The sequence below is a fragment of the Kitasatospora dryopteridis genome (genome assembly GCF_050749075.1).
Classification (GTDB): domain Bacteria; phylum Actinomycetota; class Actinomycetes; order Streptomycetales; family Streptomycetaceae; genus Kitasatospora.
In genome coordinates this window covers 2,832,825-2,845,868 of sequence record NZ_CP192749.1, presented here as the reverse complement: position 1 = coordinate 2,845,868, position 13,044 = coordinate 2,832,825, and the positions used below count along the sequence as shown (strand labels likewise).

The 13,044-nt window shown below is 73.4% G+C and carries 10 protein-coding genes and 1 rRNA gene; 10 read left to right on the top strand and 1 reads right to left on the bottom strand.

Going from position 1 to position 13,044, the window contains the following annotated elements; translation table 11 throughout:
- Positions 1–63: 63 nt before the first annotated feature.
- The 10 genes from rrf to ACQ614_RS12850 all read left to right on the top strand — a co-directional run bounded on the left by rrf (position 64) and on the right by ACQ614_RS12850 (position 11,912).
- Positions 64–180: ribosomal RNA gene (rrf, locus tag ACQ614_RS12895) — 5S ribosomal RNA — on the top strand.
- Between the two features lie 216 nt (positions 181–396).
- Positions 397–1,812, top strand: coding sequence for a sensor histidine kinase (locus ACQ614_RS12890; RefSeq protein ID WP_431678677.1), 1,416 nt, complete (start codon positions 397–399; stop codon positions 1,810–1,812).
- Positions 1,764–2,444 carry a response regulator transcription factor gene (locus ACQ614_RS12885; protein WP_431678676.1) on the top strand — a complete coding sequence of 227 codons (681 nt, stop codon included), beginning with the start codon at positions 1,764–1,766 and terminating at the stop codon, positions 2,442–2,444. The genes ACQ614_RS12890 and ACQ614_RS12885 overlap by 49 nt, the downstream gene beginning before the upstream one ends.
- Positions 2,445–2,578: 134 nt before the next feature.
- Complete coding sequence (locus ACQ614_RS12880) at positions 2,579–4,150, top strand: DUF2637 domain-containing protein (protein WP_431678675.1); 1,572 nt, start codon at positions 2,579–2,581, stop codon at positions 4,148–4,150.
- Between the two features lie 228 nt (positions 4,151–4,378).
- The gene (locus tag ACQ614_RS12875; protein ID WP_431678674.1) at positions 4,379–5,668 is read left to right on the top strand and encodes a DUF6986 family protein; all 1,290 of its coding nucleotides are present in this window, start codon (positions 4,379–4,381) and stop codon (positions 5,666–5,668) included.
- 107 nt (positions 5,669–5,775) lie between these two features.
- Positions 5,776–6,426, top strand: a complete 651-nt coding sequence (locus ACQ614_RS12870) for a YigZ family protein (protein ID WP_431683906.1) — start codon at positions 5,776–5,778, stop codon at positions 6,424–6,426.
- Between the two features lie 162 nt (positions 6,427–6,588).
- Positions 6,589–8,412 (top strand): hypothetical protein, encoded by a 1,824-nt coding sequence (locus ACQ614_RS12865; RefSeq protein ID WP_431678672.1) that lies wholly within the window; start codon positions 6,589–6,591, stop codon positions 8,410–8,412.
- A gap of 357 nt (positions 8,413–8,769) precedes the next feature.
- Positions 8,770–10,434, top strand: a complete 1,665-nt coding sequence (locus ACQ614_RS12860; protein ID WP_431678670.1) for a restriction endonuclease — start codon at positions 8,770–8,772, stop codon at positions 10,432–10,434.
- Between the two features lie 169 nt (positions 10,435–10,603).
- Complete coding sequence (locus tag ACQ614_RS12855) at positions 10,604–11,035, top strand: DUF6278 family protein (protein ID WP_431678668.1); 432 nt, start codon at positions 10,604–10,606, stop codon at positions 11,033–11,035.
- A 157-nt stretch (positions 11,036–11,192) separates the two neighbouring features.
- Positions 11,193–11,912 (top strand): ZIP family metal transporter, encoded by a 720-nt coding sequence (locus ACQ614_RS12850; protein WP_431683905.1) that lies wholly within the window; start codon positions 11,193–11,195, stop codon positions 11,910–11,912.
- Between the two features lie 33 nt (positions 11,913–11,945).
- On the opposite strand, the gene ACQ614_RS12845 is transcribed toward ACQ614_RS12850, so the two are convergent.
- Positions 11,946–12,896 (bottom strand): LysR family transcriptional regulator, encoded by a 951-nt coding sequence (locus ACQ614_RS12845; RefSeq protein WP_431678666.1) that lies wholly within the window; start codon positions 12,894–12,896, stop codon positions 11,946–11,948.
- Positions 12,897–13,044 lie beyond the last annotated feature (148 nt).

Genomic DNA, 13,044 nt, shown 5'->3' with positions numbered 1-13,044 from the left:
ACTGTGTTGGTTCTGAAACCACGAACAGGCCCCGTGCCGGTCGTTCGATGTGTTTCACAGTGTTTCGGTGGTCATAGCGCGAGGGAAACGCCCGGTCACATTCCGAACCCGGAAGCTAAGCCTCGTAGCGCCGATGGTACTGCAGGGGGGACCCTGTGGGAGAGTAGGACGCCGCCGAACAATTCTTCAGAGAAGCCCCGCCCGGGTCCCGGGCGGGGCTTCTCGCATTTCCGGACCCGACTCGATCGGGGCCGCTCCGACAGCCCTCGGTATTGGCCTCGGCGGGGTGGTGCTAGGTCCACCCCAAAGACGGGTGGCACAGCCAATGTGTCGCCGGTGGCCGACCCGCGACACTGATGTCATCGCCAGTCGGACGTCGATGTCAGGAGCAGCACCGTGGCAGTCACAACTTCCCTTGAAGGGGTGAAAGTGGTCGGTCGGGGAGCGTCGGAGCGGCTCAGGGAGAGCGTTCGGGCGGTGGGCCGATCGGTGCTTGCGGTCGGCGGGGCCTGCCTGAGCGTCTTCGTTCCGTTCATGGTGGTCGTCATCACCGGCGGTGTGACGGTACAGCTCTTCCAGTCCTTCGAGTTCGTTCCGTTCGCCGTGCTCGTGGCAGTGTCGATCACCGGTCTGGTGTCGGCGTACTGGTGTTCCCGGCACAGTGCGGGGTGGACGAGGTCCCAACTCCGCCGCTGGTGCGCGGTGGTTGTCCGGCCCGGCTACTCGTCGATGCCGGCGCTGGAGCGCGACGAGCGCGGCTACTGGTGGACGGGCTTCTCGTACCACCGGCGTCAGAGCACGGCCCGGGTGGCGCGGTTCGTGCACTGGACGGTGCGGGACGCGGCGACCCGGCGGGATGCGGCCTGGTGGGTGCTCAACCCGCTGTCTGCGCTGTTCTTCCTCTGCCCGCCCGCGCTGCTGCTTGTTGGCGGCCTCTCCTTCGCCATGGACGCGATGGCCGATCCCCGGGAGTACGGCCAGCTCAGCAGCGGCCACCCGCTCAGCTATCTGATATCCCTCCTGCTAGGCGGTGCGGCAGCGGTGAGCGGCCTGCTCATCGCGCCGTACGCGCTGCGGGCGCACCTCGACGTCGCCTGCCGTGTGCTGGTGCCCGGGCGGCAGGCGAGCGCCACCCAGCTGCGGCGGCGCGTGGAGGAGTTGACGCTCACCCGGGCGGATGCGATCGGTGACCAGGCGGCCGAGCTCCGCCGGATCGAGCGAGACCTGCACGACGGTGCCCAGGCTCGGCTGGTCGCCATCGGGATGACGCTCGGCACCATCGAACACCTGATGGAGACCGACCAGGCGGCTGCACGTGAACTGCTCTCCGAAGCGCGGCAGTCGTCCGCGAGGGCGCTCCAGGAGCTGCGCGACCTGGTGCGGGGCATTCACCCGCCCGTGCTGGCCGAGCGGGGGCTCGGTGATGCGGTGCGTGCCCTGGCGCTGGACAGCCGGCAGCCGACCGAGGTGACGGTGAGCCTGCCCGAGCGGCCCGATGCGCCGGTCGAGGCTGCGGTGTACTTCTGCATCAGCGAGCTGCTCGCGAATGCGGCCAAGCACTCGGGTGCCGAGCAGGTATGGGTGGACATCCTGTTCCGGGCCGGCCTGTTGCGGGTGACGGTCACCGACGACGGATGCGGAGGTGCCCAGTCGGGCCGGGGGAGTGGGCTGCGCGGCATTGAGCGGAGGTTGGGTACCTTCGATGGCACGCTCTCGCTCAGCAGTCCGCCGGGCGGGCCGACGACCATCACCATGGAGCTGCCGTGCGCGTTGTCCTCGCCGAGGATCTCTACCTCCTTCGACAAGGGCTGATCCAGCTCCTGGAGGTGCACGGTTTCACCATTGCGGCGGCGGTCGAGACCGGGCCCGAGCTGTTGGAGGCCCTGCTGACCGAGCAGCCCGACGTTGCGGTGGTGGACGTCAGGCTCCCGCCGACGCTCACCGACGAGGGGCTGCAGGCGGCCCTCGCCGCGCGGCGGAAGATCCCCGGCCTGCCGGTCCTGGTGCTGTCCCAGCACGTCCAACAGCTCTATGCGCGTGAGCTGTTGGCCGACGGCTCCGGAGGTGTCGGGTACCTGCTGAAGGACCGGGTGTTCAACGCAGAGCAGTTCGTCGACGCGGTCCGTCGAGTGGCCGCCGGCGGTACGGCGATGGACCCGGACGTGATCGCCAAACTGATGGAGAGCCGGGCAGCCTCGGGGCCGCTGCAACGTCTGTCGCCGCGCGAGCGCGAGGTGCTGGAACTGATGGCGGAGGGCTGTTCCAACTCCGCCATCGCCGCCCGACTCACCGTCAGTGACGGTGCCGTGGCGAAACACATTGCCAATATCTTCACGAAGTTGGAGTTGGCACCCGCGGAGGATGCCAACCGCCGTGTGCTGGCGGTGTTGGCGCACCTCAACGGTGCACCTCAGCGAACACAGGCGTCCGGGTGGGAGGCGTGATCAGACGCGTGTACGAGTAGTATCCGGTGGGCCGAGACGGTCCACAGCACGGAGACCCCGTGTCCGGCCGAGGGTGGATTCGGCAGTAACGGTCGCTTACGGCAGCAGCCGAGTCCCAGGGGTTGATCAACTACATGGCACGTCGCCCATCCCTCACCCGCGCCCACCGGGCCCTACTCGGCGTGGTCGCCGCCGGTGCCTGTCTGATCTCCGGAATCGGTTTCGCCGGCTCCTACAACGCGGTGCGCGATCTCGCGATGGAGAAGGGCTTCGGCGCCTTCTCGTACGCATTCCCGATCGGCGTCGACGCGGGCATCGTGGTGCTCCTGTCGCTGGATCTCGTGCTGACCTGGCTGCGGATACCCTTCCCGCTGCTGCGGCAGACCGCCTGGCTGCTGACCGCCGCGACGATCGCGTTCAACGCGGCGGCCTCCTGGGGCGATGCCCTGGGCATGGCGATGCACGCGGTCATCCCGGTGCTGTTCGTCGTGGTGGTGGAGGCTTCTCGGCACGCCGTCGGCCGGATCGCGGCGATCACCGCGGACCGTCACATGGAGTCGGTCCGCCTGATGCGCTGGCTGCTCTCGCCGGTGCCGACGTTCCGGCTCTGGCGCCGCATGAAGCTGTGGGAGCTCCGCTCGTACGACGAGACCGTCCGCCTGGAGCAGAACCGCCTGGTCTACCGGGCCCAGCTGCGCTTCCGCTACGGCCGCGGCTGGCGCCGCTCGGCGCCCTTCCAGGCGCTGCTGCCGCTCAAGCTCGCCAAGTACGGTGTGCCGCTGGACCCGAGCGTTCTCGACCGGATCGACGGTCCGCTCGAGGTCACCAAGGGTGCGGCCACGCCCGCCGTCGGCCCGGCGGTGTCCGCGGCGGCGGTGGCGCCGACGCTGGCCAAGCTGGCTGCGGTGCGGCTGCGGGACGCGCAGGAGCCGACCCAGCAGGACGCGCCGGTGTCCGAGCCCGAGGCCGCCAAGCTCAACGTGTGGATGGCCCGGGCGGTGAAGGGCTACTCGCAGCCGGGCGACGACGCCGACCAGCAGGGCCGGGTGCCCGGGCAGATGTCCCCGTGGTTCAAGCCGCCGCGGGTCGCCGGCCCCCGGCCGGCCGGTGCCCAGGGCGGTCCGATGGACGGCCTTCCCGCCGCCGGCGGGCAGGCTCCGCTCCGGCAGGGCGGCCCGCAGGCCCGCCCGGTGCAGGGCGCCGGCGGCCGTCCCCAGCAGGCCCACCAGGGCATGGGCCGCCCGGTTCCGGGCCAGGTGTCGCCCGGTCGGCTCGGCCGTCCGATCCGCCTGGAGCAGACGGTCCGGGGCGAGGCCGAGCAGCTCGACCAGGACGTGCGCCGTTTCGCGCAGCCCCACCGCGAGCAGGCCGTCGCCGAGCCGCTCCCGTTCGACCAGGCCGAGGTCGACAGGGCCGAGCTGGCGGGGCTGGACTTCCCGGTCGAGGCCGACCTGGTGGAAGGGGACGAGCAGCCCGCCGGTCGCCGCCCGGGTGCCGAACCGCTCGACCCCGACGTCTGCTTCGACGCCCTGATCGCGTACATCGACACCTACGAGCAGCAGCCCGACCCGCAGAGCCTCGCGGAGTACCTGACCGCCGCGTACGGCATGACCGGCTCCCGCCCGGACGGCTCGGTCAACCCCGCCGACGTGAACCGGATCTGGCCCCAGCTGCAGAACCGCTACGTCAGCTCCGGCCGGGAGTAGCCCTCGGCGGCAGCGGCCGCACACCGGCCGCAGGCGGCAGCCGACGGTACGGAAACCGGGCATCGGAGCCCTGCATCGTCACGTACGCGTCCTGCACCCTCGGGTGGCAGGACGCGTCCGTCTGGTGGGCCAGCATTGACGCCTTGCCGCCGCTGACACTACTTTCACATCAACAATTTGTTGAAGCGTCGTTGCGGTGTTGCTCCGGCGCGTCGTGGAGGAGTTCTGATGGCCCAGGTCGAGCTGGACGGCACCGCCCCCGCGGGCGGGCCCTCGTTCTCCGAGGCGGCGCGCGCCGCCGTGGCGGCACTGCTGGCGCCGGTCGACGCCGAGCTGGCCCGCCGCTACCCCGGCGACTCGGGCAGCCGGCAGCCCGTCCACACCGTCTACGTCCCGGCCGACGCCTTCGGCGCCGACACCGTACGCGACTGGGGCCGGCAGGCCCTGGAGGCCTTCGACACGCACGCTGCGACCCCCGAGCAGCTCGCCCGGGCGCTGGGCGTCCCGGCGGACGGGCTGCTCGCCGATGTGCACGCCCGGGTCCGGGCCAAGCTGGAGCGCGAGCCCGTCGAGGACCTCCGGATCGACTTCGAGGACGGCTACGGTCCGCGCCCGGACGCCGAGGAGGACGAGGCCGCCGTCCGGGCCGCCCGCCTGGTCGCCGCGGCGGTGGCCGCGGGCAGCGCCCCGCCGTACATCGGTATCCGGATCAAGTGCATGGAGGCGGCCGTCCGCGACCGGGGCATCCGCACGCTGGAGCTGTTCCTGGCCACGCTCCTCGCCGAGGGCGGGCTGCCCGACGGTCTCGTGCTCACCCTGCCGAAGGTCACCTACGCAGAGCAGGTCACCGCGCTCGTCCGGCTGCTGGAGGACTTCGAGCAGCGGGCGGGCCTGCCGGCCGGGCGGCTCGGCTTCGAGATCCAGATCGAGACCACCCAGGCGATCCTCGGTCCGGACGGTCGCGCCACCGTTGCCCGGATGATCGACGCTGCCGAGGGCCGTGCGACCGGCCTGCACTACGGCACCTTCGACTACAGCGCGGCCTGCGGGGTGAGTGCCGCCTACCAGAGCATGGACCACCCGGCGGCCGACCACGCCAAGGCCGTCATGCAGGTCGCCGCGGCGGGCACGGGCGTGCGGCTGTCGGACGGCTCCACCAACGTCGTTCCGACCGGTTCCACCGAGCAGGTCCACGCGGCCTGGCGGCTGCACCACGGCCTCGTCCGCCGCTCGCTGGCCCGCGCCTACTACCAGGGCTGGGACATGCACCCGGCCCACCTGCCCACCCGGTACGCCGCGGTCTACGCCTTCTACCGCGAGGGCCTGGAGGCGGCCTCCGCCCGGCTCGCCGCCTACGTGGCCAAGGCCGGCGGCGACGTGATGGACGAGCCGGCCACCGCCCGCGCCCTCAGCGGCTACCTGCTGCGCGGACTGGACTGCGGGGCGATCGACCCGTCCGAGGTCACCCGGCTGACCGGCCTCGACCGGGCCGCGCTGGACGCCCTCGCCGGACGCTGACCGCATCCCGGGACAGCGGGGCGCGGGACCCCGGCGGTTAGGCTGGCGGGGCCATGCGCAGGCGCACCGCGCCCGCCCCGCCCGCCCCTCCGGAGACCTGCCGCGCCATGTCGCAGCCCAGCCCGAAGCCGTACCTGACCGTCCGGGGCTCCGGCAGCCACGAGATCGAGATCAAGAAGTCCCGCTTCATCTGCCACCTCGCACGCGTCGCCGACGAGGACGGGGCCCAGGCCTTCATCGCGGCCGTCCGCAAGGAGTACTGGGACGCCCGGCACAACTGCACCGCCTTCGTGGTCGGTGACGAGCAGCGGCGCGAGCGCTCCAACGACGACGGCGAGCCGGGCGGCACGGCGGGCGTGCCGATGCTCGAGGTGCTCCGCCGGCGGGGACTGACCGACACGGTGGCCGTGGTGACCCGCTACTTCGGCGGCATCAAGCTCGGCGCGGGCGGGCTGGTGCGGGCCTACGGCAGCGCGGTGTCCGAGGCGGTGGACGCGGTCGGGCTGCTGGAGCGCCGCCCGGTCGCGCTCTTCGAGGTGTCCGCCGATCACACCAGGGCCGGACGGCTCGAGAACGATCTCCGCGCCGCCGGCTACGAGGTACGCGACCTGGCGTACGAGGCCACCGGGGTGCGCATCGAAGTCGGCGTCCCGGAGCCCGGGGTGACGGACTTTCACGCCTGGCTGGCGGAGGCCACAGGCGGCGCCTCGGAGGCGGTTCCGGCGGGGTGGAGCCACATCGAGTTTCCGATCGAGTGACACTCGAACGAATTAACCATGCCCGGAGGCGGAACTTCCGCTCCGGGCCCTTCCGTTTCCAGCACAAGGACGTCGCGCCGGCACCCGCCGGCCGATGCCGGACAACCCACCCATCGATGGAGGACCGCAGACCCCACCACCGCACCACGGGAGGTACCGAGCATGACTTCCGACCACGCCCCGACCTCCGGCCGACCAGCCGAAACCCGCCGATCGGCCGACACGCAGGGCCTGCCCCGCCAGGCCGCCCCGTCCGGCCGCGCAACCCCCTACCGGATGACCGTCGCCACGCCGCTGCCCTTCGACGACGTCGTGGCCCTGGTGGACGAGGCGCTCGCCGCCTGGCTCAAACAGGAAGGCCACGACGAGCCGCCGGCCGCCCGCGGCCCGGGCGCCGAACGACTGAGACTCGGCGAACGGGTGCTGCTCGACCGGGATACCGGGCGCCTGCCCGCTGCCGGTCCGGCCGCCGTTCCCTCGCCCATCACTGACACCCCCGAAGCCGCGACGGCACCCACGCCCCGTGGCTCCGACCAGCCCCCTGCCACCGGCCACTACGCCCACCGCAGGCTGCGCACCCCCGCCGGCCCGCACCGCACCCACCTGCTGACCATCACCCTCGCCTCCGCCTGCACCGCCGATGCGGCCGGCACGGGAGCCGACGGCGCCGCCGAAGGCGTCGTGCTCCGCCTGGAGGCCGAGTACCTCGCGTCCGGCTCGCAGCTCAGCGGCCCCGGCAGGGTGCCCGTGCCGGAGGTCGCCCGGATATTGCTTCCGCTGCTGGATGCCACCGACGGTCCGGCAGCCCTCACCGCCCAACCGGCCGTCGTGACACCAGCAGAGGTGGACGACCTGATCGACCGTCTCTGCGACCCGGAGCGCCGCCTGGCCGCCGTGGTGGTGAGCGTGCCCACCTCCACCCCGCTGGAGGATTGGCTGGCCGGGCAGGTCCGGCCCGTCCTGCAGCAGGTGACGGGTCTTGCCTCGCTGTACGTCCTCGACCATGCCGCACTGCCGCTGTTCAACGTCGCGTTCGAGTACCACAAGGTGTACGGCGGAGCGGTGCGCACCTTCCTCCCCGAGGTCGACCCTGCTTCCCGGGCCGACGCGGGGCGCCACCAGGTGCTCGCCAGGCAGCGGATGCAGGAGGACACCAGGCGGGCGGCGGTGCTGCTCGCCCGCGAGCCCCGCCGGATCGCAGCCGAACTGCCACGGCCGGCACCGCTCGCCGCGATCCCCCCGCTGGTCGTGCCGGAGGAGTTCCGTCGCCCGGTCCGTCCGAAGCCCGGCGGCGAGGGGCCGCGCACCCGGGCCGACGAGCAGCGCCGCCGCCGCACCGCGCAGCGGCCGGGCCGCTCCGGCGGGCGGCTGTGTTCGGTGCCCGCTCCGCTCGCTGCGGCGGGTACCGGGTCGGGACTCCTGCCGGCCGCTGCCCTGATCGCCCCGGCCCACGCGGAGTTCGCCAGGCTGTCGATGGACGCCTCGGCGGACAAGGGCCTCTTTCCAGCCAGCTTCGGCGAGCTGGTCGGCCGGTTCGCGGAGTTCCCGCTGCTGGAATTCACCGGGGACGAGAAGGAGACGATCGCCCTGGACGGCCAGCCCGACGGCGCCGGCTGGGCGAGGCTCACCTGGGACGGCCTGACGGCCCTTCAGGAGTACGCGGCCGCGGCCGTCCGTGGAGAGGCCGGCGGCGACTTCAAGCAGTGGTGCGAACACACACCGCCGGGATGCCACCACTTCCCGCCGCGCAAGGCGGTCCGCTGGGAGTCCCGTACAGTCGAGAGCCACGCCAAGTGGAAGCGTGAGCGGATGCTCCCGGTGCCGTCCTGCGTGGATGTCTCGCGGCGCGCGTTCATGGGCGCTCACCTGCGGATCGGCGGCGGTTCCACGGCTCCGCGGCTGCACTACCTCGACGACTGTTCCGGCAGCGGTCGCATCTATGTCGGCTACATCGGCCAGCACCTGACCAACACCCGGACCAACTGACCGTCCGGCCCGACCCTCCTACCGAACGGACCCCTACCGAACCGACCCCGTTGCCAACCCGACCCCCTTTCCGAACTGACCCCGAGCTGACGCCTTGCCGGTCCCGACCCCCGTCGGCCCGCGCCCTCGCACCGGACGTCACCCTCGCAGCGTCCCGTCCCGCAGACACCCCGTCGGGTGAGCGGGACGGGGCGTCCACCTGGCCAACTCACAAGTGTTGGCTGACCCGTGCATCCGAACGGTGGACAATGCTGGACGGGGGCCGTGGCCGAGCGACCCCTGCGAGCGCGTGCGGGCTGGTCCGGGCCCACGCGGCCTCGCCGGACGCGCAGTGACGTAGTGGGGGATCGACCGCTGATGCAGCATTCACCCGACAGCCGCCCGGACGCCGTCCCGTCGGCCCGGGCATCCGGCACCCAACCCGTCCAGGAGGCACCCGAACCGCTGCAGGCCGGATTCCTCGCCACACTCTTCCGGGACCTCGGCGCCGAGGCCCCCGCCGATGCCTTCGCCGACGCACCCTCCGAAACCTCTGGCGGGGCGCCGGAGGAGGACGTGGTTGCCGCGCACGGCCGCGCAGCCGCCCTGACCCACCATCGGACGCTCACCGTGCGGGCCCAGCACGAGCACCTCGCCGACCTGCTCCGAAGGGCCGCACTGCCGGTCTCCGCGATGGACTTCGAGAGCCAGCTGCGCACCTACGAACCGCGGCCCTTCCCGGCGGGCACCGACGACCACCCCGCCGAGGCCGAGCCGCGCTGGGCCGACTACGCCCCGGCGGAGCCGCCCGCCGCCGACCCCGACGAGCCGGCCTCCCGCCGCCTGCTCGACTCCGGCTACCAGCGCGAACTCGCCCAGGCCCGGCTGCGCCACCAGCGCGACCTCCGGGAGTGGCGCGCCCGGCAGGCCGAGGGTGCCGCGGCCGAGACCAGGGCCGCCCGGAGCGTCCACGAGCAGGCCGAGCAGGCCCGGGCCCGGGCCGTTCAGGAGTACAACCAGAGCCTGGAGGAGTGCCGGCGCGCCTACCGGCTGTCCGAACCGGCCGCCGTGGAGTCGCTGCTGGAACGCGCCCTGGCCGCCGCCGAGGCCACCACCCGGGACCTCCCCGCCCCCTGCCGGGCGCTGTTCCGCCCGCTCACCAGGACGGCCGTCCTCGATCTCGACCTGCCGCCGCTCGACGTGGTGCCCTCGCTCTCCGGATACCGCCTCGGCGACGGCGGCGAGCCCGAGCCCGTGCCGCGCGCCCCCGCCGACCGCGCCTCCGACTACCTGCGGCTCGCCGCCCGCCTCGCCCTGCGTGCCCTGCAGGCCGCCGACGCCGTCGACACCGACGAGATCCTCGCCGGTGTCGTGTTCAACGGCTGGCTGCGCAGGCCGGGCGCCGCCCCGGTCTGCCTGCTCAGCGTGGACGCCGACCGGGACGCACTCGCCCGCACCCGCCTGGTGGCCGAGCCGGTCGGCGCAGCCGTGCCGACCGACGAGGACGACGAGCCGGCCCACGGGATCTACGCCGATGCCGAGCAGGACGAGGCGCTCGTCCGGCTGCGCGAGCTGTCCGCCGTGGTCACGCCGGACCCGTACGGGCCGCTGCCGGTGGTGCCCAACGGCACGGCGGGTTCGACGGTGCCGTCCGCGGCCGAGCTGTCGCCCAACGAGTTCGCGCAGCTCGTCCGGGAGCTGCTGACCCGCGGCGGCCTGGCCGCGTGGAGCGTGCGGCTGCGCGGTCCGGCCGGGCTGGTCGCCACCGCCGAAGGCGCACCGGACAGCGCCCTGCCGGGCCGCTGGGTGGTGTGGGCGTCCCGCAACACCGAGCCGGTGGCCGAGGAGGAGCTCCGCACCCTGGCCGAGGCCGTCCGTGAGGAGGGTGCCGAGCGCGGACTGCGCCTCACCACCGGCCGGTTCGGGGAGGCCGCACTCGACCTGGCGGCCGAGGAGGGCTACCGGCGCATCCACCTGATCGACGGCGGGGGCGTCCAGGAGCTGTCCCGGACCCATCTCGGGCTGCCGCTGGCGGTCGGCTGAGCACAGGGCCCGGCCGACCGGGCCGACCGCCCGGTGCATCCGGCTCCCGCTGCCGCCCCCCCCGGCTGCCTGCTGCCTGCCGCTGTCGCCCGCTGCCCCGCCGTCCGCCGCCGTACGCGGTCGGCGGGTGGCGGCTGCACCGACCCGGTCGCCCTGTCAGGCTGGAGGGATGGGAATCGGGTTCATGGACCGGTGGCGCGCCCGACACGGCCACCGTCCGGACGGCACCCCACCGCAGCCGGACGAGGCGACGATGGCCGACCTGCTGGCAGAGTGCGGGCTGCTGCGCGAGCTGGCCGGCGAGTCGGGCGTGCAGCTCGACGACGGGGTGTCGTCGTTGACCGACCTCGACCAGCTGCTGCCGCGCTGGCGCGACGATCCGGAGGTCTCCGAGTGGCTGGGCAACGACGCGGGCCTCTACCTCGGCACGGTGCTGCACCGCACCGTCCCCGGCACGGCCTGGCGGCTCGACGAACACGACCGCCCGCTGGTGGTGCTCCCCGGTGGCCGCGAGCTCGACGTCACGGCGATCGGCCACGGCTGGGCGGTCGAGGGCTCGCCCCAGCTGGCCGCCGCCTACCTCGCCGCGACCGACGGCTGACCCCCGGCCCCCTCCCCGCCGCTCCCGCCCCCATGCCCGCAGGGCCCGCACCCACAGGGCCCGCATCCGCAGGACCTGAGCCCGGCCCCACCGGCAGAGCGGCACGCACGGAGGCCCCCCGGTGACCGCGATCGCCGTGGCGGCCGCCGCCTTCCTGATGACCCTGATCGGCGGCTGGGTGGCGCAGCGCACCGGCGACCGGCGGCACCTGGTGCTCGGGTTCGCCGCCGGGCTGATGCTGGGCGTGGTCGCCTTCGACCTGCTGCCGGAGGCGGTCCGGGCCGCGCCCGACGAGGTGCACGGCGTCCCGCAGGCCCTGCTGATGTTCGCGGCCGGGTTCCTGACGATCCACATCATCGAGCGTGCCGTGGCGATCCACCGGGGTCACGAGGGCGAGTACGCCGCGCACAGCCACGGTCACGGCCGGCACGACCACGGCCGCCAGGGCATCGGTCTGACCGCGGCCGGCGCCCTGGTCGGGCACAGCCTGATGGACGGCTTCGCGATCGGTGCGGCCTTCCAGGCCGGCACCACCGTCGGCACGGTGGTGGCGATAGCGGTGGTGGCCCACGACTTCGCCGACGGCTTCAACACGTACACGATCACCCGGATGTACGGGAACGACCGCCGCCGAGCCCTGACCCTGTTGGCCGCGGACGCGCTGGCGCCGATCACCGGTGCGGCGATCACCCTGCTCTTCACCATCCCGGAGCAGGTGCTCGGCCTCTACCTCGGGTTCTTCGCCGGTTTCCTGCTGTACCTCGCGACCTCGGACATCCTGCCGGAGGCGCACAGCCCGCACCCGTCCCGCACCACCCTGCTGTGCACGCTGCTCGGTGTGGGCTTCATGTGGCTGGTGATCGGCTTCGCGGACTGAGCCCGCCCGGGCCCGACGCCGGCCCGGGGAACGTCAGGGGCCCGCAGGTCCGGTGCCCGGTCCGCCTGCCACCGCGGAGGCGGCCTCCACCGCGGCCCACCTCTCCCGCATCGCCAGCAGCGCGGCGGTGATCGCGGGCCGTCGGGAGGCCTGGGTGCGCCACAGCGCGTACACCCGCCGGGCGGGCTCGGGGGAGACCGGCCGGGCGACCACGCCCGGCGGCAGGGCGGCCCGGCCGAGCCGGGGGACGAGGCCGAGCCCGAGCCCGGCCTCGACCAGGGCGATCTGCGTCTCGAACTCGCCGACCTGGTAGAGCACGTCGGGCTCCTCGCCGGCCTCGCGGAGCGTCCGTACCAGCCAGTCGTGGCAGATGTTTCCGGGCGGCACGCTGATCCAGCGCTGCCCGAGGAGCTCGGCCACCGGCACGGTGCCGAGGGCGGCGAGCGGGTGCTCGGCGCGCAGCAGCAGGTCGACCGGGTCGAGGCCGAGGTCGAGGCGGGAGAGCCCGTCCTGGACGGGCAGCGGCACGGTGGGCCAGTCCTGCACCAGGGCGAGGTCGACCTCGCCGCGGGCCACCAGGTCGGCGGCCGGGTACGGGTCGCACTCCAGTAGCCGGACGTCCAGGTCGGGGCAGCGTTCCCGCAGGTCCGCCAGGGCGCCCGGCAACAGCCCGCGGGCGCCGGTCGCGAAGGAGGCGACCAGCAGCCGGCCGACGGCCTGGCCGCGCCGCTCCTCCAGCGTCACCTCGGCCTGCTCGACGAGCGCGAGCAGTTGTCGCGCCGTGTCGGCCAGGCGGACGGCGGCATCGGTGAGCACCACGCCCCGGCCCTGGCGTTCCAGCAGCACCGTGCGGGTCTCGCGCTCCAGTTTGGAGATCTGCTGCGAGACCGCCGAGGGCGTGAATCCGAGGGCGGCGGCCGCGCCGCCGACCGAGCCGTGCACCGCGACCGCGTGCAGCGCCCGCAGCCTGCCGAGATCCAACATGGCGGCCATGCTAAAGCAATGCTGAACGGTTCGGTTCAGAATTCATCGCTGGTGCTACACGGTGTGTGCCCGTCAGGCTCGGTGCATGCCAGCGACCACCGACTCCACCACTGCGCCCTCCACCACCGCCCCCTCCACCACTGCCCCC